Here is a 20,355-nt window from a genome sequence, read left to right as displayed (position 1 = left end):
CGTAAACGCTTACGCAAGCGTTTACGCGATGCTTCTCATGCGTTACGGTTTCCCCACAATCACGCACGCCGTCGGAGACGTCGGCCACGTCGGGGAGGACGGCACCGGATGGCGACGATGGTGGATGTCGCACGTCGCGCGGGGGTTTCCGTGGCGACGGTCTCGCACGTCCTGAACGAGACCCGCCCCGTGCGCCCCGACACCCGCAAGTCCGTCCTGGACGCGATCGACGAGCTGGGTTACACGCACAACACGCTCGCCCGCTCCCTGGTGACCTCGCGCACCCGCTCCATCGGCCTCGCGGTCTCCGCGATCAGCAATCCGTACTTCACCGAGATCCTGCAGGGCGTCGAGGCGGGCGCGCTGGAGGCCGGGTACAGCCTGCTGATCGCCGATCCGCACGACGACCCGGTGCACGAGCGCAAGGTCGTCCAGCTGCTGCACGAGCGCCGCGTGGACGGCATGATCGTCGCGCCGTCCGCCGAACCCGCGGCCCTCGTCGAGTACGTCACCAAGCGCGCGGTCCCCACCGTCTACCTCGACCGCCTCGTCGGCGACACGCACGACCAGGTCTGCGCCGAGAGCACCGCGCCGATACGGCAGCTGGTCGAGCACCTGGCCGACCTCGGGCACACCCGGATCGGCCTGATCGCGGGCCTGCCGGGGCTGAGCACGACCACCGAGCGCGTCGCCGGCTACCGCGAAGGACTGCGGTCCCGCGGGCTGCCGTTCGCGCCGGAGCTGCTGGCGGGCGGCAACTCCGAGGCGGAGGGCGCCGAGGACGCCACCCGCCACCTGCTCGCCGCGCCCGAACCGCCCACCGCCGTGATCACCGCCAACAACGCCATGACCATCGGCGCCCTGAAGGCCCTGGGCGAGATGGGCCTGCGGGTACCGCGCGACATCGCGCTCGCCTGCTTCGACGACTTCTCCTGGGCGGACCTCTTCTCCCCCCGCCTCACCGCGATCTCCCAGCCCAGCCGGGAGATCGGCGCGGCAGCGGTCCAACTCCTCCTGGACCGCCTGGAGAACCCGACCCGGCCACCGCGCACCATCCGCCTTCCGTGCACGTTCGTCCATCGGACGTCGTGCGGGTGCGGGGGTGGGTCCTGATGCTCCATGCGTCGGGCCGTGGCTGTGGGGTGCGACCGGGTGACGGGTGGGGGGCACGTGGCGACTGCGGGCCGCGGGTCGGTTGCACGCCGCGAGTCGGCTGCGGGCCACGTGGCGACTGCGCCGCGTATCGGCTGCGGGCCGCGGCCGGGCCCGCCGGCGTGCTCGTCGACCGGCCGTGTGCGGCCCGCCCTGTCGCCCGACCCGCCCCGCCCGTCGTCCGCCCCGCCTGTCATGCGCCTCGCCCGTCGTGCGCTCCGCCCGTCGTGCGGTGGCGCCGCATGACACACCCGTACTGCCCCGGACCGGCCCCGGAAAGGACCCCCTCGTGATCGTCGTCGCCGGCGAAGCCCTCATCGACCTCGTCCCCGCGAACGCCCCCGCCCCCGCGAACACAGCGGACGGCGGGCGCGCGCCCGCGGACGGCGCCGCGCTGCCCGCGTTGCCCGCACTGCCCGCGCTGTCGCCGCAACGGGGCGGGGGCCCGTACAACACCGCGGTCGCGCTGGGCCGGCTCGGCTCGCCCGCCGCCTTCTGCTCACGGGTCTCGACGGACGCCTTCGGCGGTTCGCTGCTGGACGGCCTGCGGGCGGCCGGCGTGGACATCTCGCTGGTCCAGCGCGGCGCCGAGCCCACGACACTGGCGCTCGCCGACATCAGCCCGGACGGCTCGGCCGGCTACGGCTTCTACGTCGAGGGCACCGCCGACCGCCTCTTCACCCTGCCGCCCGCCCTCCCCGACGACGTGCGCGCCCTCTCCCTGGGCACCTGCTCGCTGGTACTGGAACCGGGCGCGAGCGCGTACGAAGCGCTGATGCGGCGCGAGGCGGCGCGCGGCGTGTTCACCGCCCTGGACCCGAACATCCGCGCCGGCCTGATCCCCGACCCGGACGCCTACCGCGCCCGCTTCCGCTCCTGGCTGCCGCACATCGCCCTGCTGAAGCTCTCGGAGGAGGACGCGCGGTGGCTGGCCGGCGCGGACGGCCTGCCGGCGGCGGCCGCCGCCGACGCGGTGGCCGGGGCGGTGAAGGAGTGGCTGGCCGCGGGCCCGGCGGCGGTGGTGCTCACCCGGGGCGGCGACGGCCTGACCGCCGCGACCCCGGCCGGCGAGGTGTCCGTACCGGGCGTACGCGTCGAGGTCGTGGACACGATCGGCGCAGGCGACACGGTCAACGCCGCGCTGCTGCACCGCCTGGACGCGCACCACGCGCTCTCCCCCGCCGCGGTGGCCCGGCTGGACGCGGACGCCTGGCGGGACATCCTCGGCTTCGCCGCCCGCGCCGCGGCCCTCACCTGCTCCCGCGCGGGCGCGGAACCGCCGTACGCCTCGGACCTGGCCTGAGGTTTCCTCCGGGGGCGGCGGACCGGCTGATCAGCCGGGCGGGCGGATCACGCCAGCGACAGGAAGAGCTTCTCCAGCTTGGCGCGCATCTCGGCGCGCTCCATCTCCGGCGCCCCGCCCTCGGCCTCGGCCGTCAGGCAGTGCTCCAGGCCCGTGGCGATGATCGCGAAACCGGCCCGGTCCAGCGCGCGGGAAGCGGCGGCCAGCTGCGTGACGACCTCTTCGCAGGACCGGCCCTGCTCGATCATCCCTATGACCCCGGAGATCTGCCCCTGGGCCCGGCGCAGCCGGTTGACGGCGCCCTTCAGTTCCTCTGCTGGCAGCTCCACGGCCTTCCCTTTCCACGAATACCCCGGTGGGTATGGTAGCGCCGGCCCTTGCACCCGCATTCCCGGTGCGCCCGAGAGGCCCCTCATCGACGTCGCGCCCCCGGGGAGTACGCCTCCGGAAGTACGCCCCCGGACACCTCCCCGGCGCCCTCAACGTGCTCGTCGACCAGCTCGACCGCGCCGTAACGGCCCTGCTGCCCGGAGGAGCGTACGGGCTCGGACACCAGCAGTCCGGCGCACCGCCGCGGCGATGGAGGGGCACCCTCCGCGCGGCGACCGGGCCGCCCGCTGAGGCGGTACGGCCGGCCCGGACGGCTCAGGGTCTGCGCCCTTGCCGCCCCCGGGCCCGCGGCCGCCCAGCGCCTGTCCGCCCCCGCCCGTCCCTCAGGACTTCCCCTTCGACTTCACCGCCTTCGTCACGGTCTTCTTCTTCGCCGGCGTCTCCGCGGCCACGGTCTTCTTGGCCGCGGTCCGCTTCGTCGCCGTCTTCTTGGCCGCCGTCTTACTGGCGGCCGACGTCGTCTTCTTCGCCGCCGAGCGCTTCGCCGGTGCCCCCTTCGACGGGGTCGCGTCGCTGACCCGGTCGCCGAGGATGTCCCGCAGGAACTTGCCGGTGTGGCTGGCCGGGACCCCCGCGACCTGCTCGGGCGTGCCCTCGGCGACGACGAGGCCGCCGCCGTTGCCGCCCTCCGGGCCCATGTCCACGACCCAGTCCGCCGTCTTGATCACATCGAGGTTGTGCTCGATGACGATCACGGAGTTGCCCTTGTCGACCAGCCCGGACAGCACGCGGATCAGCTTGTTGATGTCCTCGAAGTGCAGGCCGGTCGTCGGCTCGTCCAGGACGTAGACCGTGCGGCCCGTGGACCGCTTCTGCAGCTCCGACGCCAGCTTCACGCGCTGCGCCTCACCGCCGGAGAGCGTCGGCGCGGACTGCCCGAGCCGGACGTACCCGAGGCCGACCTCGTTGAGCGTCTTCAGGTGCCGCGAGATCGTCGGCACCGCCTCGAAGAAGTCCAGCGCCTCCTCGATCGGCATGTCCAGCACCTCGGCGATGGACTTGCCCTTGTAGTGCACCTCCAGCGTCTCGCGGTTGTACCGCGCCCCGTGGCACACCTCGCACGGCACGTACACGTCCGGCAGGAAGTTCATCTCGATCTTGATGGTGCCGTCGCCGGAGCAGTTCTCGCAGCGGCCGCCCTTGACGTTGAAGGAGAAGCGGCCCGGCAGATAGCCGCGGACCTTCGCCTCCATCGTCTCCGCGAACAGCTTGCGGACGTGGTCGAAGACGCCGGTGTACGTCGCCGGGTTCGACCGCGGCGTGCGGCCGATGGGCGACTGGTCCACGTGCACGACCTTGTCGACCAGGTCGTCGCCCGCGACCCGGGTGTGCCGTCCCGGCACCGACTTGGCGCCGTTCAGCTCCCGCGCCAGGTGGGTGTAGAGGATGTCGTTGACCAGCGTCGACTTGCCCGATCCGGAGACGCCCGTGACGGCGGTCAGCACGCCCAGCGGGAAGGACACGTCGATGTCGCGGAGGTTGTTCTCCTTCGCGCCGTGCACCGTGAGGCGGCGGTCGTGGTCCACGGGCCGGCGCACGCCCGGCGTCGGGATGACCTTCGTCCCGGACAGGTACTGCCCGGTCGCCGACTCCTCGTTGGCCAGCAGCTCCTTCAAGGGACCGCTGTGCACGACCTTGCCGCCGTGCTCACCGGCGCCGGGGCCGATGTCCACCACCCAGTCCGAGGCCTTGATGGTGTCCTCGTCGTGCTCGACGACGATCAGGGTGTTGCCGAGGTCGCGCAGCCGGACCAGCGTCTCGATCAGGCGGTGGTTGTCCCGCTGGTGCAGGCCGATCGACGGCTCGTCGAGCACGTACAGCACGCCGACCAGCCCGGAGCCGATCTGGGTGGCGAGCCGGATGCGCTGCGCCTCACCGCCGGAGAGGGTGCCCGCCGCGCGGTTCAGCGAGAGGTAGTCCAGGCCGACGTCGACCAGGAACCGCAGCCGCTCGTTGACCTCCTTCAGCACCCGCTCGGCGATCTTCTTCTGGCGGGCGTCCAGCTTCATGTCGCGCAGGAAGTCGGCGCAGTCGCTGATCGACATGGCGGCGACGTCGGCGATGGACTTGTCCTGCACCGTGACGGCCAGCACGATCGGCTTCAGGCGCGTGCCCTCACAGGCCGGGCAGGGCACCTCGCGCATGTAGCCCTCGAAGCGCTCGCGGCTGGAGTCGCTCTCCGCCTCGGAGTGCCGCCGCCGGACGAACGGCAGGGCGCCCTCGAACGGGGTGGTGTACCGCCGCTCGCGGCCGTAGCGGTTCCGGTAGCGCACCTCGATCTGCGTGCGGTGGCCGTTGAGCAGGGCCTTCTTGGCGCGCTGCGGCAGACCGGCCCAGGGGATGTCGGTACGGAAGCCGAGCGCGTCGGCGAGCGCGCCGATCAGCCGGCCGAAGTACTCCCGGTTGTGGCCGTGCGACCAGGGGTGGATGGCGCCCTCGTCGAGCGACTTCTCCTCGTCCGGGACGATCAGCTCGGGGTCGACCTCCATGCGCGTACCGATGCCCGTGCACTCCGGGCAGGCACCGAAGGGCGAGTTGAAGGAGAAGGAGCGCGGCTCCAGCTCCTCGAACGACAGGTCGTCGTACGGGCAGTAGAGGTGCTCCGAGTACATCCGCTCGCGCTGCGGATCGTCGGCGTCGAGGTCGACGAAGTCGAGGATGACCATGCCGCCGGAGAGGCCGAGCGCGGTCTCGACGGAGTCGGTCAGCCGGCGCTTGGCGGTCTCCTTGACCGTGAGGCGGTCCACGACCACCTCGATCGTGTGCTTCTCCTGCTTCTTCAGCTTCGGCGGCTCGGAGAGCTGGATCGTCTCGCCGTCGACCCGGGCCCGGCTGTATCCCTTGGTCTGCAGATCGGAGAAGAGGTCGACGAACTCGCCCTTGCGCTCGCGGACGAGCGGCGAGAGCACCTGGAACCGACTGCCCTCGGGCAGCTCCAGCACCTTGTCCACGATGGCCTGCGGCGACTGGCGGGCGATCGGCCGGCGGCACTCGGGGCAGTGCGGCTTGCCGATGCGGGCGAAGAGCAGGCGGAGGTAGTCGTAGACCTCGGTGATCGTGCCGACCGTGGAGCGCGGGTTGCGCGAGGTCGACTTCTGGTCGATCGAGACCGCCGGGGACAGGCCCTCGATGAAGTCCACGTCGGGCTTGTCCATCTGCCCGAGGAACTGCCGGGCGTACGAGGACAGCGACTCGACGTAGCGCCGCTGGCCCTCGGCGAAGATCGTGTCGAACGCGAGCGAGGACTTGCCCGATCCGGAAAGACCCGTGAACACGATGAGGGAGTCGCGGGGGAGATCGAGCGAGACGTTGCGGAGATTGTGCTCGCGAGCGCCACGGACGATGAGACGGTCTGTCACGCCGGTCGGCACCTTTCGTGAGAGGGGCGGGGTGCCGCGCACCCCCGCCCCAGGGTATGGGGGCCGCCGCGGCAATGTCTGTCGATGTCGTTTCGATGCCACACACGAGCCTATAGCACGTGCATTCGATTTCTGGTCTCCGTCGTCCGTCTTCACCCGAAGGTGTTGCCGGACGGCGCTCCGCTGACGCGAGGGCACCGGTGACCCGGCGCACGACAGCGCAGCGGCCTGCTGCACGGTGGAACCGGACGCCTGGTCACGCCGCGCCGAACGCCTGCTCACGGCGGCGCCGGACGCCGGATCCCACCACGCCCTTCACCGTAGCGCCGGGGTCTGACAACGCCCCTTCCCGAACCGGGCACAGCACCGCTGACCTGCACGGATGCGCCCGAGAACCGACGAGCGCGCAGGCCCGGACGCCTCGTCGGCCCGGCCCGGCGCACTCCTCGTACAACACCGGAACCGTCCCGTCCCTTCCCCCTGCCGCGTGCCCGCACCGTCGTGCGCTCCCGGCTGGCGACGTGCGCCGACTCCCGCCCCGACGGCGGTGGCGCTAGCTTCGGACCATGACCGACACCGCACAGGAATTCGCCTATGACGCGGCAGCCGTCCACGCCGCCACCGACCGCCTCCTAGTCTCCGTGGCCAAGCTCGACGACGAGGCCGTCGGGGAGCCCTCCCTGCTGCCCGGCTGGACCCGCGGCCATGTGCTCGCCCACCTCGCCCGGAACGCCGACGGGCTCGCCAACCTCTTCGCGTGGGCGCGTACGGGCATCCGCACGCCCATGTACGCCACGCCCGCCGCCCGCGACGCCGACATCGAGCGGGACGCCGACCGGCCGCTGGCCGCCCACCTTGAAGACCTGCGGTCCAGCGCCGAGCGCTGGGAGACGGCCTGCTCGGCGCTGGGCCCCGAGCGCCTGTCGTACGAGGTGGAGATGCGCAACGGCGTCGTCGAGCGGGCCGGGCGGCTGCCCTTCCGCCGGCTCGCCGAGGTCGAGCTGCACCACGTGGACCTCGGCGTCGGCTACACGGTCGACCATCTGGCGACGGAGTACGTGGACGCCGAGCTGGCCTTCCTCGCGGAGCAGCGGCTGAAGGGAGACCGGGACGTCGCCGCGCTGGAGCTGTGCACCGATGACGGGCGGAGCTGGCGGACGGGCCGCCCCGACGGCGCCCCGCTCACCGTCAGCGGTTCCCCGGCGGCACTGGTCGGCTGGCTCACCGGCCGCTCGAAGGGCGCCGGCCTCACCACCCCCGACGGCGCCGGCCTGCCGGAGCTGCCGGATCGCTGACCGGGGCGTCGGCCGGTGCCGCGGTACACCCCCCGGACGCGATGCTTCCAGGGCCCCGGCCAGTAGGCTGCGGGCATGGCGTACACCGGAGCAGTCAAGGTCGGCGGACCGGCCGACGTACACGAGCTGACCGATCTGATGATCTCCAAGGTCGCGGTCGGTCCGACGAACAACAACGCCTACCTGCTGCGCTGCCGCGCGACCGGCGCGCAGGTACTGATCGACGCCGCCGCGGAGCCTTCGACGCTCCTCGGGCTGATCGGCGAGAGCGGCATCACCTCGGTCGTCACCACACACCAGCACGGTGACCACTGGGGCGCGCTGCGCGAGGTCGTCGACGCGACCGGCGCCCGGACCTTCGCGGGCCGCTACGACGCCGAGGGCATTCCCGTCCCGACGGACGTCCTGGTCGAGGACGGCGACACCATCAGCGTCGGGCGGGTCACGCTCACCGCCCGCCACCTGGTCGGCCACACCCCCGGCAGCATCGCCCTGGTCTACGACGACCCGCACGGCCACCCGCACGTCTTCACGGGCGACTGCCTCTTCCCCGGCGGGGTCGGCAACACCTGGGGCGAGGCGAAGAACTTCGCCAGCCTGATCGACGATGTCGAGAACAAGCTCTTCGCGCGGCTGCCCGACGAGACCTGGGTCTACCCGGGCCACGGCGCGGACACCACGCTGGGCGCCGAGCGCCCGCATCTCGCGGAGTGGCGCGAGCGCGGCTGGTAGGAGCCACCGGGAAGCGAGACGGCGCGGTGTACGGGCGAGAGGCCCGCACACCGCGCCTTGTTGTGCCGCGCCGGCGCCTCAGGCGCCTATCGAGTCCTTGTCCTTGCCGTCCGCGTCGCCGGCCGCCTCGGCCTGTGCCTGCTTCTTCGACGCGCGCAGGCTGGTGATCGTCGTGATGACCAGCACGGCGCAGATGACGCCCAGCGAGACCGGGATGCTGATCTCCGGGACGTGCACCCCCGACTCGTGCAGCGCGTGCAGCACCAGCTTCACGCCGATGAACCCGAGGATGACCGACAGGCCGTACGAGAGGTGGACCAGCTTGCGCAGCAGTCCGCCGATGAGGAAGTACAGCTGCCGCAGACCCATCAGGGCGAAGGCGTTGGCCGTGAAGACGATGTACGGGTCCTGGGTGAGGCCGAAGATCGCGGGGATCGAGTCCAGCGCGAAGAGGACGTCGGTGGTGCCGATCGCCAGCATGACGATCAGCATCGGCGTCATCAGGCGCTTGCCGTTCTCCACGATGAACAGCTTGGTGCCGTGGTACTTGTCGGTCGACGGGAAGCGCCGCTCGACCATCTTCAGGAAGCGGTTCTCCTCGAACTCCTCGTCCTCCTCGTCGGCGCGCGCCTCCTGGATGAGCTTCCAGGCCGTCCAGATGAGGAAGGCGCCGAAGAGGTAGAAGACCCAGGAGAAGTTGGCGATGATCGCCGCGCCGGCGCCGATGAAGACGGCCCGCAGCACCAGCGCGATCAGCACGCCGACCATCAGCACCCGCTGCTGGTATATCGACGGCACCGCGAACTTCGCCATGATCAGGACGAAGACGAAGAGATTGTCGACGCTCAGCGACTTCTCGGTGATGAAGCCGGCGAAGAACTCACCGGCCGGCTGCCCGCCGCCGAACAGGAAGAGCCCGAGCCCGAAGAGGGCGGCGAGCGCGATCCAGACACCGGTCCAGACACCGGCTTCCTTGATGCTCACGTCGTGCGGCTTGCGGCCGCCGATGAAGAAATCGGCGGCGATGAGGGCGCACAGACCAAGAATGGTCAGCACCCACAGGGTCAGGGAAACGTCCACTGCTCCTCCGGCAGGTCGTAACAACACAAACAGCGTCGTCGCTGCCGGAGGTCTCTTCCGCCCCGAGATCGCGCGCCGTGCTCCGCGACCCTGAGTGGGCCGACGCCCCGGGATCTCCAACCGATCCGTGATGACGGGTACGCCGCAGGCGGGAATACTCCCCTCCGCACAAACAAGCGTAAAGTAATGCCATGGATAAGTAAAGAGTTAGATAAAATGCCAGGTCAGAGGCGGTGCGATAGACGGTACAGCAGAGGGTCCCGACCTCTCCGCAGACGCGCCGGTGGGCGTACGGGCTCAGCCCGTACGCCCACCGATTCCCCGCCGCCCCGTTCCCCCGGTCCGGTGACTTCAGCCCGGTTACTTCAGTCCGGCCTCCCGCATCTGGCGCAGCTCCTTCTTCAGCTCGCTCACCTCGTCGCGCAGCCGGGCGGCGACCTCGAACTGGAGCTCCGCGGCGGCCGCCCGCATGCGGTCCGTCATCTCCTCGATCATCTCGGCCAGCTCGGCGGCGGGCCGGTCCGTCGGCACACCCTCCGCGGCCTTGCCCTTCGCGCCCCTCTTGGCGCCCTTGCCGGCCTTCTCCGCGGCGCCGCCCAGCGCCGGCACCGGCGCCTTGCCCTTGGCGTCCTTGCCGTCGGCCGCCTTGCGGTACCCCGAGCCCAGCAGCTCCTGCGTGTCGACGTCCTCGCGCGCGATCGTCGCGACGATGTCGTTGATCTTCTTGCGGAGCGGCTGCGGGTCGATGCCGCGCTCCTTGTTGTACGCGAGCTGCTTCTCGCGCCGCCGGTTGGTCTCGTCGATGGCCTTCGCCATCGCGGGGGTGACCTTGTCCGCGTACATGTGCACCTGGCCCGAGACGTTGCGCGCCGCGCGGCCGATCGTCTGGATCAAGGACGTGCCCGACCGGAGGAAGCCCTCCTTGTCGGCGTCGAGGATCGCCACCAGGGAGACCTCCGGCAGGTCCAGGCCCTCCCGGAGGAGGTTGATGCCGACCAGCACGTCGTACTCGCCGGCCCGCAGCTCACGGAGCAGCTCCACCCGGCGCAGCGTGTCCACGTCGCTGTGCAGATAGCGCACCTGGATGCCCAGCTCCAGGAAGTAGTCCGTGAGGTCCTCGGACATCTTCTTGGTGAGGGTCGTGACCAGGACGCGCTCGTCTTTCTCGGTGCGCGTGCGGATCTCGTGGACCAGGTCGTCGATCTGCCCCTCGGTGGGCTTGACGACGACCTCCGGGTCGACGAGGCCGGTCGGGCGGATGATCTGCTCCACGTGGCCGTCGCCGCGCGAGAGCTCGTACGGCCCCGGGGTCGCGGAGAGGTAGACGGCCTGCCCGATGCGCCCCTGGAACTCCTCCCACTTCAGCGGCCGGTTGTCCAGCGCGGACGGCAGCCGGAAGCCGTGGTCGACCAGCGTCCGCTTCCGGGAGGCGTCGCCCTCGTACATCGCGCCGATCTGCGGCACCGTGACGTGCGACTCGTCGATGACCAGGAGGAAGTCCTCCGGGAAGTAGTCGAGGAGGGTGTTCGGCGCGGTGCCCCGCTCGCGGCCGTCGATGTGCAGCGAGTAGTTCTCGATGCCGGAGCACGTGCCGATCTGGCGCATCATCTCGATGTCGTACGTCGTCCGCATCCGCAGCCGCTGGGCCTCCAGCAGCTTGCCCTGCTTCTCCATCGTGGCGAGCTGCTCGGCGAGCTCGGCCTCGATGCCGGCGATCGCCTTCTCCATGCGCTCGGGGCCCGCCACATAGTGGCTCGCGGGGAAGACGTACAGCTGCTGGTCGTCGCTGATGACCTCGCCGGTCAGCGGGTGGAGGGTCGACAGCGCCTCGATCTCGTCGCCGAACATCTCGATGCGGACGGCCAGCTCTTCGTAGACCGGGAAGATCTCGATGGTGTCGCCGCGCACCCGGAAGGTGCCGCGGGTGAACGCCACGTCGTTGCGGGTGTACTGGATCTCCACGAAGCGGCGCAGCAGCTGGTCGCGGTCGATCTCCTCGCCAACCTTCAGGGGCACCATCCGGTCGACGTACTCCTGGGGCGTGCCCAGGCCGTAGATGCAGGACACGGAGGAGACCACGATCACGTCCCGCCGGGTGAGCAGCGAATTGGTCGCCGAGTGGCGCAGCCGCTCGACCTCCTCGTTGATCGAGGAGTCCTTCTCGATGTACGTGTCGGACTGCGGGACGTACGCCTCGGGCTGGTAGTAGTCGTAGTACGAGACGAAGTACTCGACCGCGTTGTTCGGCAGCAGCTCGCGGAATTCGTTGGCGAGCTGGGCCGCGAGGGTCTTGTTGGGCGCCATGACGAGGGTCGGGCGCTGCAGCTTCTCGATCATCCACGCGGTCGTCGCCGACTTGCCGGTGCCGGTGGCGCCCAGCAGGACGACGTCCTTCTCACCGCCGCGGATGCGCTGCTCCAGCTCGGCGATGGCCGCCGGCTGGTCGCCACTGGGCTGATACGGGCTGACGACCTCGAAAGGCGCCACCGTGCGTTCGATCTGGGAAACGGGCCGCATGGAACCCACCGTACGACCCACCACTGACAACCGGCGTCCATAACGCCGGCGCCGACGCCGCGGAAGCGTCCGGACACGCGCCGTCACGAGGCATTTCCTGCTTCACAAGGCCCTTCTCGCCCGTGCGGCCCCGACTGTCACCGGCTCCCCGGGGCTCCCCCTGGCTCCCCCTGGTCGGCCTTCCGGCGCTCACGCGGGGCGGCGCGATCGCACGCAAGAGGTGAACCGGCCAAAAGCGCCCGTCGCCCAAAAGGCGACGATCTGCCACCAGGCGCCCTTGAACAGCGGTCAAGCGCCGGTTTCCGCGGCCTCGGCCAGGACCTCCGTTGCGCGATCACGCCGTCCAAATCATCCCCGTACGGTCCCAAACCCGGGACACACGACACTTCTCGTTCAATTTATGTCCATCCCTGACCTATCTTCCAGTACACCGCCGTTGGGAACCTGCCGCAGACCGCCCCCCACAGACGTCGAATCCGAGGAGTCCGTATGCACATTCGGCCTGCCGCCGCCACTGCCGGCGCGCTCGTGGGGCTGACGGCGCTCTGCCTCCCCGCTGCCGCCGCCCAGGCCGCGGACCACCCGCACAGACCGATCACCGTCGCGCACAGAGGAGCCTCGGCCTACGCCCCCGAGAACACCATCGCCTCCATCGACGCCGCGCACGACATGGGCGTGGCCTGGGTGGAGAACGACGTCCAGCGCACCAAGGACGGCAAGTTGATCGTCATGCACGACACGACGCTCAACCGCACGACCAACGTCGAGGAGCTGTACCCCGGCCGGGCGCCGTGGAAGATCTCCGACTTCACCCTCGGCGAGATCGAGAAGCTGGACGCGGGCAGCTGGTTCGACGCGAAGTTCAAGGGCGAGCGGGTCCCCACGCTCGAGCGCTACATGGACGAGGTCGGCCACAACCACCAGAAGCTGCTGATGGAGCTGAAGTCGCCCGAGCTCTACCCCGGTATCGAGGCGCAGGTCCTGCGGCAGCTGCGGAAGGAGGGCTGGCTGGACCGGCAGCACGTGAAGCACCGGCTGGTCGTCCAGAGCTTCAACGGCGACTCGATCAAGAAGGTGCACGAGCTGCGCCCGGACATCAAGACGGGCTTCCTGGGCACTCCGGCCATCGCCGACCTGCCCAAGTACGCGCAGTTCACGGACCAGATCAATCCCAGCTACAAGACGATCAACATGGCGTACGTCTCGGCCGTGCACGCGTTCCAGGGCGCGCACGGACGCCCGCTGGAGGTCTACACCTGGACCGTCAACGACGCGCCCACGGCCAAGCAGGTCGCCGGCTGGGGCGTCGACGGCATCATCACCAACAATCCGGACGTCGTGAGGAACGCCCTGAAGGACTCCGGGTTCCTGGTCCCGGCCGCGTAATCCGCCGCGTCTCGGGGCACGAGCCCCAGCCGTCGGGAGTGGGAGTGGGAGCAGTGCTGCCGTCCCGCTCCCCACGGCGGTTGCCGGTGATCCCCGCTCCCCCGGCTTCTTTCCACGGCGATTGTCAGTGGGGGGTCCTAGGCTGAAGCCGTGACGATTTCCGAGGAACACGAGATCTCGGCGGCCGGGGCGCCCGAGGCGTCCGCCGCCGAGGGGCCCGGGGCGTCTCCGGGGGCCGTGGGCGACGGCCCGCCCACCCCGGCCCGGACATCGCGCGACTGGGCGTGGCGCATGCTGGACACCCCCATCGGCCCGCTCCTGCTCGCCGGCACCGACGCCGGTCTGGCCCTGGTCGTCTTCCACGCCGACGACAGGGCCCGGACCAGGTCGCTCGCCCGGCTGCGCGGCGCGTTCGGCGCCGAGCCGGTCGCCGCGATACCGGCGGTGGACACGGCCGCCGCGGAGCTCGTCGCGTACTTCTCCGGTGAGCTGCGGGACTTCACGGTTCCGCTGGACTGGTCGCTGTCCTCGGGCTTCAACGAGCGGGTGCTGCGCGAGCTGGCCGCCCACGTGCCGTACGGCACGGTCGTCGGCTACCAGGACCTGGCCGACCGGGTCGGCGAGCCCGGCGGCGCCCGCGCGGTCGGCGCCGCCATGGGCTCCAATCCACTGCCGGTCGTCGTGCCGTGCCACCGCGTCGTCGAGAGCGGCGGCGGACTCGGCGGCTTCGGCGGCGGACTGGAGACCAAGCGGCAGCTCCTGGCGCTGGAGGGAGTGCTGCCGCAGCCGCTGTTCTGAGCGACGGGGAGGGGCTGCTCCGCTGACTGGCCGGGACAGGCAGCCGACGCCTCACGCTGTCTCCCGTGCCACGCCTTCTCCGCTACGCCTTCTCCGCTACGCCTGCCCCTGCGAAAGGTCCCGCTCATGTCCCGTCAGGTCGCCCTGCTCCGCGGCATCAACGTCGGAGGGCACCACAAGTTCCCGGTGGCGCAGCAGCGCGCGCTGATGGCGGAGCTGGGCTTCGAGGACGTCACCGTCCTCCTCCAGACCGGCAACATCGTCTTCGCCGACCCCGGCGTCGCTCCGGAGGAGACCGCGCGCGCCCTGGAGGCCGGTTTCGCGGCGGCGCTGGGCTTCTCCGTACCGGTCATGGTCCGTACTCGCGACGACATCGCCGCCGCCGTCGCGGCCAACCCGTTCCCCGAGGCGGTGGCGGAGCCCAAGACGCTGCACGTCACGTTCCTGTCGGAGTCGCCCGCCGACACGGCCCCGCTGGACGCCCTGGACCCGGCCGGGTACGCGCCCGACACCTTCCGGCTGCTCGGCCGCGACCTGTACCTCTGGTGCCCGGAGGGCGTCGGGCGTTCGCGGCTCGCCGCGGCCGTCACCGCGGCGAGCCTCAAGCTGGGCGTCACGGCCACCGCCCGCAACTGGAACACCGTCAACAAGATCCTGGCCGTGGCCGACGGCGGGTGACACCGTCGTGGCCCGTGACGCCGTCGTGGCGCGTGCCGGCCCGTCAGCGCCAGCCGTAGCGCTCCCGCAGCCTGTTCACGACCAGGTTGAAGCGGCCCCGGTCCAACGCACAGGCTTCCCGCCGCATCCCGTCCGGATGCACCCTCAGCACCCGGTCGAGGGCGATCCACGAGGGGCGCCCGGCGCGGTCCCAGGGACCGGAGCCGATCGCCACCCACTCCCGGTCGTCGTGCCGCTTACTGGACAGCTGCACGGCGAGCAGCGTGCCCGTCCGCTCGCGGGCGACGACCAGCACGGGCCGGTCCTTGCCGCGCCCGTCGTTCTCCTCGTACGGCACCCAGGTCCACACGATCTCGCCGGGGTCCGGGTCGCCGTCGGGGTCCGGCGCGTACACCGTCCGGACCGCGCCGACCGTCTGCGGCCGCGCCTCCATCGTCGCCGTCGCTCCGGTGCTGCCCGGCAGCGCCGCCACCCGTTCGCCCACTTCGTCGATTGCCATGGCCTCACCGTAACGGGCAGTGGATCATGGGTTGATGAGGGTCCTTTCGCGGGCTGATGGCGGGAGCGCGGTTCGCCGGCAGCTGATGAGGGGCCGTCCGCGGGTCGGCGAGGTGCCTCCACGCGCCGCGTCTGCCGATCGCTCAGATACCGTCCCGTCGGCCGAGGCCGATACCGCTCCACGCCGGGCGGCACGGATCGTCGGCCCGTACGACGACGTCGGCGGCCTCCCTGGGCCCCACTTCCGCCTCGTACCGCGCGAACGCCGGCAACGTCCACCGCTCGCCCGCCTCCGTACGCCGCTCCAGCGCGCCCGGCGACAGCCCGAGGTGCACGGTCAGATCGAACGGGAACCACTGCCCGAGCAGCAACGGCCCGTGCAGGATCAGCACGCCGCCGGGCGGCAGCCGGACGTACGGGCTGCGCGTCGCCCGGTCCCGTTCCGGGTCCCACAGGTCCGGGAGCACCCGGCCGCTGCCCCCGGCCTCCAGCGGGTTGAACACCTCCCGCCACAGCGCCTGCCGGTCGAACCACTCGTCGTAGTACGCGTCCGGATCGTGCCGCCCGTACTCCAGACGCAGCGACGCCGGCCGCAGGAACCCGTATGCGCCGCTCTTCTGCACGAAACGGCCGCGCAGCCGCAGCGCCTCGGCGAGCAGCCCGGCCGGCTCCCCGGGGCGGGCGGCGGGAGCCGCGTCGATGCCCACGCGCAGCCAGGGACTGCCGTCCTGTGCCGTCATGCCCGCCACCTCTTCGGCGAGCGCGTCGGTCAGCCGTTCCCAGGTGATCGCTTCGAGCCGCACACCGTCATTCTGCCGCCGCGGCGCCTCGTACGTCACTGACCTGCGTGATCCGTACGTCACTGACCTGCGTGATCCGTACGTCACTGACCTGCGTGATCGTGCGACATTGCCCGCTCGGCTCCGTACATGGGCCGAGAGGGCCCGCCCGTCCCTGCGCGTCGTTGACCTCCGGCGCCGTGTAGTTGATCATGAAGCGGGAGGCTCTCCGGCCGCACGGACAGCCGGCCGGCGGGCTTCCTCCCCTCAGCCGTCCAAGAGGCGCCGCGCCAGGGCGAGATGATCGGTGGGCTTCCGGAGCGGGGCCTGACTGCGGTGCGCGGGCGTGCGTTCGACGACGGTCGTACCGGTCTCAGCTTCGAGCGCCGGGGCGTAACCGGCCGCACGCAGGGCATCCAGGGTGGGCCCCGGCTCCTGCGCGCTGACGAGCACGGTCGGCGCGATCGCCCGCAGCCCGAGTCCGCGCAGCTCCCGGTGGGCGGTCAGCTCATGGACGAGCGCGGCGTCATCGGAACGGATGCAGCAGCCGGCGCGCACGACCCGTATGCGCCCGTGCGTGCGCGCCGTGTCCTTGATCAAGTACGTCAGCGGGGGCGGCAGCGGTCCCGTCGCGGACGCCGCGGTGAGGTCGTCGATCAGCGCGTCAGCGGTGCGGCCCGCGTCCAGCGCCCGGCGGATGGAGGCACCGCTGAACCGCCACGCGGTGGCGCTGTCGTCGGACTCGCGGTCGGCGGCGAGCGCGAGCAGCGCGGACAGCTCGGCGGACGGTGGCCCCGGCACGACGGCCGTCAGATCGCCCTGAAACAGGGCTTGTTCGAGCGGTGGAGGAAGCAGCGTACGAAGCGCCGCGCGCAACGGGGCCGGATCGGCTGCCGTCTCCGCACGGAGGAGGGCCCGACCGACGGACGTGAGCGTCCCGTACGCGACAAGGCCCAGGAAGGCGGCCTCGTCGAGCGTGTGGGCAGCGCGTTCCAGAATCATCGGCTCGTCGGCGACGGCCAGCGGCCGGTGCCAGCCGGCGACCGCCACCAGCGGCCGCAGCACTTCCAGCGACGACGCGTCCGGGGATGGGATCGAAACCCCGGGGCCGGGCGCGGCACAGCCACCGGCGCCTGTACTGGTATTGGTACTTGTGGCGAGGGCGGCGAGCAGGCCGTGGCGCAGGGCGGGCGCGCGGCGGTCGTCCCCGCGCTCCAGGGCCGTCGGGGTCTCCCCGAACGGCGTCCACGTCGCGATCGCCCAGTGCCGGGCCCACGCGGTGAGGACCGGCAGCAGTCGCTCGCCGGGCGGCAGCGCGAGCCAGTCGTCGTACCCGCTGGTGGGCAGCGCGACGGTGCCGGCGGGCGTACGGCTCAGGGCGATCAGATCGGCCGCGAGCGCGAGGTCGAGCAGGAGTCTGGTACGTGGCTCGGAGGTGCCGGCCGCCTTCGCCAGCCGCCGGATCTCCCGTACGGCGGGCCCGCCCGACTTGCGCAGCGCCGCGGGCTGCACCGCCAGCGCGGCGAGCAGCCGCTCCAGCGCCCCGACGAGCGCGGCGGCCGCCGCCTGCGACTCGGCGGTCAGGGCCCGTTCGTCGACCGGTCCCGTGCCTGTACCTGTACCTGTACCCATACGGGTATCCGTACCCGTAGACGTAGTCGTAACGGTCGCGGGCGTGGTCGCCAGGGACGCGGGCGAGGGGGCGGGCTCGAAGGCGCCGAGGTCGTGAGCGCCGATCAGCTGCGCCGTACGAGGCGGTACGACGACCCGGCCGTCCTCCATCGGCGCGGCGAGCCCCGCCTCGTACAGCGCCTCCAACGCCGTCCCGACGGCCTCCCGGTCCGCACCGAAGGCCGCGTACACGTCCGCCACCGGCACCGGCTCCGTCGCCAGATCCGGAAAGGCCAGGCTGTGGGCCATGAGGGACTGGTAGCCGGCGCCCGGATCGGGGGCGGCCGGCCCGTGCGCGGCCTCCCGGGCACGGGCCTGGCTGATCCGGGCGGTCGCGGCCAGCACATGGAGGCACGGCCGGTCGAGCCCCAGCACTACTTGGTGGAGCGTTTCGTACGACCACAGGGAGGCGGCCAGTTCACGGAGCCGGGCCGGCGCGGGGCGGCGCGAGAGCGGCTCGGCGTGCCGGGCGAGGAGCGCGGCGAGCTGCTCGGGCGTGCGCCGCGCCAGGGCGTTGGTGAGTGTGTCGAGACCTTCCACGGGGTGACTCTCTTCGGTCGTCTCTTGAGTCGTCTCTTCAGCTGGCTCTTCAGCTGTCTCTCTTCAGCCGCTCAGTCGTCTACTCCGTTGCGAGCAGCGGAGTGAGAGCGCCCACGGGGTCGGCGTCGGCGCGCCCTGTGGGCCACCAGTCCTCCACCCCGGGATCGGATTCGTACGGATACCAGCGGCCGTCGTGGCCGAAGCGCAGCTGTATGCCGCGGTCGGCGTCCGTGAGGTGGTTGTGCCGAGGCCGCAGCGAGGGGAGGTCGGCGGCCGACAGGGCACTGCGGGCGCGGTCGAAATCACCGGCCGGCGGGTCCCACGTCGTCTCCAGAAGGCGGAGCCCTTCCGGTCCGCCCTGCCGCCAGGCGGCCACGGCACGCGCGACGTCGTTCACCGGGCGGTCGGTGGCCTCGGCGACGCTGCGGTAGATCTCCCTCGTGCTGGCGGTCAGCCCCGAGGTGGGGTGCGCCCCGGCAACCAGCCGGATCGCGTCCTCCCAGAGGGTGCGGGCGGGGAACGGCGATGCCGCGGCCTCGGCGGGCGCTGCCCTGGATGGGGCGGGCCGCCCGGTGGGCGCGGTGGCTGCCCGGGCGTCGGCCAGGCACGTGCGGGCCCGGGCGGCGGCATCGGCGGCCAGCAGTTCGATGGCGGCCGGGTCGATGGCCGGGTCGTCGGCCGTCGGCAGCACCAGGGGCCGCTCCGGGTGGGCCGGCACGGGCAGCGGGGGCGGCAGCGGCGGCAGGTCCCGTACCTGCAGGGCTGCGCGGGCCGGTATTCCCGGGAGCGCCGCGCGGGCCGCCCGTTCGGAGTGGGCGCTGTGCGTGGCGTTGCGCCGCGAGAGGTCGTCGAGCAGCTCCCGCTCGCCGCGTCCGCGCATGAGGAGCAGTACGAACGGGTCGGCGTCCAGTAGGCGGGCGGCCTGGAAACACAGCGCCGCGGCGTGCTTGCAGGGATGCCCGCGGTCGGGACAGGAACAGCGTGGTACGAGATCCCCGGGGCCGGGCAGCAGCCGCACGCCCACCTCGTCCTGTCGCTCGGCCAGGGCCCGCGGCACCGTCCTGCCCAGCAGGGCCGCCAGGTGGGCGGGCCGGGCGGCGACGCCGTCGAGGAATGCCTCCCACGCCGCGTCCGTGAAGGGACGCAACCGGAGTTCAGCCCGGTACGGATACGGTCGGCTGCCCGTCACCGGCGCGGAGATGCGGCCCGGGGCCACGGTGATCCGGCCGACGTGCCCGCCGCTCGCGTAGTCCCGGCCGCGCGCGAGCCGCGCCGTGTCGAGCGCCGTGCTCTCCAGCGCGTCGAGCCATGCCCGTCCCCACCAGGTCTCGGCGAACTCCTCACCGTCCCCGCCACCGGCCGCCACCGCGGGGAACACCCGGGCCCGTCCTGCCGCACGACTCGCCGCCTCGGCGCCGCCGCCCTGTACGCTCCCCGCGTTCCCGGTGCTCCCCGCGCCGGGACCACCGTGCGCTCCCTTCAGCGCGTCCCCCAGGCTCCGAAGCCCCGGCCCCGACCGCTCCGGCGGGGTGCGCCGCTCAACGGCTTCCAGGCCACTGCCGGCACGCGCCAGCCGCCCCGCTCCGCCCTCCGAAGCCGCGCCTCCGGACGCAGTGGTAACCACATCCGACGCCGTAGCCACATCCGACGCCGCAGCCGCAGCCGCAGCCGCATCGCCAACTTGCTTGATTTCAGTGGTCTCAGCGGGCTTCTCGCCTCCCCCCGCCTCATCGGCACGCGCCTTCTCGTGCTCCGCGCGTGACAGCGCTTGGCGAGCCCGCTCCGCAGCCGCACTCCGGCGCACGGCCCCCTGCTCCGCGCCCTCGTTGGCCGCCCCCGCGCCCTCGTCCGTCACCGGGGACTCCTGCGGCTGGGCCGACTGTGCCCGGAACGGCTGCGCCGGGGATACCTGCGCCGGGGACGCCTGCCCCTGAGACGCCCGCTTGTGGACCGGCTGCTTCTGGGATGCCCGCACCCGGGCGCGCCTCGCTTCTCCGGCCGCCCGCTTCAACGCCTGCCGGGCCCGCTCCGCCCCCTGGCTCCGGCCTTCCTCGCCGTCACCGGCCGCGCCTGCCGACGAGCCGTTGTCCGGTGCCGCGTCAGCCGACTGCGGGGCCGACTGCCGGGGCCCATCTGCCTCACGCATGGGACGCCCGGGCTCCTGTCCCGTACGCCGC

Annotated in this window: 16 protein-coding genes; 7 read left to right on the top strand and 9 right to left on the bottom strand. The window is 71.9% G+C overall.

Features of this window, described 5'->3' with window-relative positions:
• Positions 1 to 108 precede the first annotated feature (108 nt).
• Positions 109 to 1,113, top strand: a complete 1,005-nt coding sequence (locus ABT381_RS04565; protein WP_351587580.1) for a LacI family DNA-binding transcriptional regulator — start codon at positions 109 to 111, stop codon at positions 1,111 to 1,113.
• Positions 1,114 to 1,441: 328 nt separating this feature from the next.
• Positions 1,442 to 2,455 carry a carbohydrate kinase family protein gene (locus tag ABT381_RS04560; protein ID WP_351587577.1) on the top strand — a complete coding sequence of 338 codons (1,014 nt, stop codon included), beginning with the start codon at positions 1,442 to 1,444 and terminating at the stop codon, positions 2,453 to 2,455.
• 47 nt (positions 2,456 to 2,502) lie between these two features.
• Here ABT381_RS04560 and ABT381_RS04555 read toward each other — a convergent pair whose 3' ends face one another.
• The 3 genes from ABT381_RS04555 to uvrA all read right to left on the bottom strand — a co-directional run bounded on the left by ABT381_RS04555 (position 2,503) and on the right by uvrA (position 6,204).
• Positions 2,503 to 2,844: a metal-sensitive transcriptional regulator gene (locus ABT381_RS04555; RefSeq protein WP_351587574.1), complete on the bottom strand. Its 342-nt coding sequence runs from the start codon at positions 2,842 to 2,844 to the stop codon at positions 2,503 to 2,505.
• A gap of 23 nt (positions 2,845 to 2,867) precedes the next feature.
• Positions 2,868 to 3,008 carry a hypothetical protein gene (locus ABT381_RS04550; protein ID WP_351587571.1) on the bottom strand — a complete coding sequence of 47 codons (141 nt, stop codon included), beginning with the start codon at positions 3,006 to 3,008 and terminating at the stop codon, positions 2,868 to 2,870.
• Between the two features lie 160 nt (positions 3,009 to 3,168).
• The gene (gene uvrA / locus ABT381_RS04545) at positions 3,169 to 6,204 is read right to left on the bottom strand and encodes an excinuclease ABC subunit UvrA (RefSeq protein ID WP_351587568.1); all 3,036 of its coding nucleotides are present in this window, start codon (positions 6,202 to 6,204) and stop codon (positions 3,169 to 3,171) included.
• Positions 6,205 to 6,770: 566 nt separating this feature from the next.
• Between uvrA and ABT381_RS04540 the strand changes: the two genes are divergently transcribed.
• Positions 6,771 to 7,499, top strand: coding sequence for a maleylpyruvate isomerase family mycothiol-dependent enzyme (locus ABT381_RS04540; protein WP_351587565.1), 729 nt, complete (start codon positions 6,771 to 6,773; stop codon positions 7,497 to 7,499).
• Positions 7,500 to 7,574: 75 nt separating this feature from the next.
• Entirely contained in the window at positions 7,575 to 8,231 is a 657-nt protein-coding gene (locus ABT381_RS04535; protein WP_351587562.1) for an MBL fold metallo-hydrolase, read from the top strand.
• A 78-nt stretch (positions 8,232 to 8,309) separates the two neighbouring features.
• On the opposite strand, the gene ABT381_RS04530 is transcribed toward ABT381_RS04535, so the two are convergent.
• A complete protein-coding gene (locus ABT381_RS04530) occupies positions 8,310 to 9,311 on the bottom strand; it encodes a TerC family protein (RefSeq protein ID WP_351587559.1) in 1,002 nt (333 codons plus the stop codon).
• A 360-nt stretch (positions 9,312 to 9,671) separates the two neighbouring features.
• Positions 9,672 to 11,828 (bottom strand): excinuclease ABC subunit UvrB, encoded by a 2,157-nt coding sequence (gene uvrB / locus ABT381_RS04525; RefSeq protein ID WP_351587556.1) that lies wholly within the window; start codon positions 11,826 to 11,828, stop codon positions 9,672 to 9,674.
• Positions 11,829 to 12,317: 489 nt separating this feature from the next.
• Between uvrB and ABT381_RS04520 the strand changes: the two genes are divergently transcribed.
• From ABT381_RS04520 to ABT381_RS04510, 3 genes are all read left to right on the top strand, one after another.
• Entirely contained in the window at positions 12,318 to 13,214 is an 897-nt protein-coding gene (locus ABT381_RS04520) for a glycerophosphodiester phosphodiesterase (RefSeq protein ID WP_351587553.1), read from the top strand.
• 291 nt (positions 13,215 to 13,505) lie between these two features.
• Complete coding sequence (locus ABT381_RS04515; RefSeq protein ID WP_351587770.1) at positions 13,506 to 14,012, top strand: methylated-DNA--[protein]-cysteine S-methyltransferase; 507 nt, start codon at positions 13,506 to 13,508, stop codon at positions 14,010 to 14,012.
• A 126-nt stretch (positions 14,013 to 14,138) separates the two neighbouring features.
• Entirely contained in the window at positions 14,139 to 14,690 is a 552-nt protein-coding gene (locus ABT381_RS04510) for a DUF1697 domain-containing protein (protein ID WP_351587550.1), read from the top strand.
• Between the two features lie 43 nt (positions 14,691 to 14,733).
• Here ABT381_RS04510 and ABT381_RS04505 read toward each other — a convergent pair whose 3' ends face one another.
• The 4 genes from ABT381_RS04505 to ABT381_RS04490 form a co-directional block, all read right to left on the bottom strand.
• Positions 14,734 to 15,189 carry a type II toxin-antitoxin system PemK/MazF family toxin gene (locus ABT381_RS04505; protein WP_351587547.1) on the bottom strand — a complete coding sequence of 152 codons (456 nt, stop codon included), beginning with the start codon at positions 15,187 to 15,189 and terminating at the stop codon, positions 14,734 to 14,736.
• 142 nt (positions 15,190 to 15,331) lie between these two features.
• Positions 15,332 to 15,991 (bottom strand): nucleoside/nucleotide kinase family protein, encoded by a 660-nt coding sequence (locus tag ABT381_RS04500; RefSeq protein ID WP_351587544.1) that lies wholly within the window; start codon positions 15,989 to 15,991, stop codon positions 15,332 to 15,334.
• A 243-nt stretch (positions 15,992 to 16,234) separates the two neighbouring features.
• Positions 16,235 to 18,178 (bottom strand): helicase-associated domain-containing protein, encoded by a 1,944-nt coding sequence (locus ABT381_RS04495; protein ID WP_351587541.1) that lies wholly within the window; start codon positions 18,176 to 18,178, stop codon positions 16,235 to 16,237.
• Between the two features lie 79 nt (positions 18,179 to 18,257).
• Positions 18,258 to 19,556, bottom strand: a complete 1,299-nt coding sequence (locus tag ABT381_RS04490; RefSeq protein ID WP_351587538.1) for an SWIM zinc finger family protein — start codon at positions 19,554 to 19,556, stop codon at positions 18,258 to 18,260.
• Positions 19,557 to 20,355: the final 799 nt, after the last annotated feature.

The sequence above is a fragment of the Streptomyces sp. NPDC000151 genome (genome assembly GCF_040301705.1).
Lineage (GTDB): Bacteria > Actinomycetota > Actinomycetes > Streptomycetales > Streptomycetaceae > Streptomyces.
Note: the sequence above shows the minus strand (reverse complement) of the source record. Positions and strands in the feature narration are given on the sequence as shown.

Excerpts from the sequence above, each read along its gene's own strand:
- ABT381_RS04510 (WP_351587550.1), top strand. The coding sequence starts at position 14,139 with ATGTCCCGTCAGGTCGCCCTGCTCCGCGGCATCAACGTCGGAGGGCAC.
- ABT381_RS04540 (WP_351587565.1), top strand. The coding sequence starts at position 6,771 with ATGACCGACACCGCACAGGAATTCGCCTATGACGCGGCAGCCGTCCAC.
- uvrB (WP_351587556.1), bottom strand. The coding sequence starts at position 11,828 with ATGCGGCCCGTTTCCCAGATCGAACGCACGGTGGCGCCTTTCGAGGTC.
- ABT381_RS04520 (WP_351587553.1), top strand. The coding sequence starts at position 12,318 with ATGCACATTCGGCCTGCCGCCGCCACTGCCGGCGCGCTCGTGGGGCTG.
- ABT381_RS04535 (WP_351587562.1), top strand. The coding sequence starts at position 7,575 with ATGGCGTACACCGGAGCAGTCAAGGTCGGCGGACCGGCCGACGTACAC.
- ABT381_RS04555 (WP_351587574.1), bottom strand. The coding sequence starts at position 2,844 with ATGCGGGTGCAAGGGCCGGCGCTACCATACCCACCGGGGTATTCGTGG.
- ABT381_RS04515 (WP_351587770.1), top strand. The coding sequence starts at position 13,506 with ATGCTGGACACCCCCATCGGCCCGCTCCTGCTCGCCGGCACCGACGCC.
- ABT381_RS04505 (WP_351587547.1), bottom strand. The coding sequence starts at position 15,189 with ATGGCAATCGACGAAGTGGGCGAACGGGTGGCGGCGCTGCCGGGCAGC.
- ABT381_RS04565 (WP_351587580.1), top strand. The coding sequence starts at position 109 with ATGGCGACGATGGTGGATGTCGCACGTCGCGCGGGGGTTTCCGTGGCG.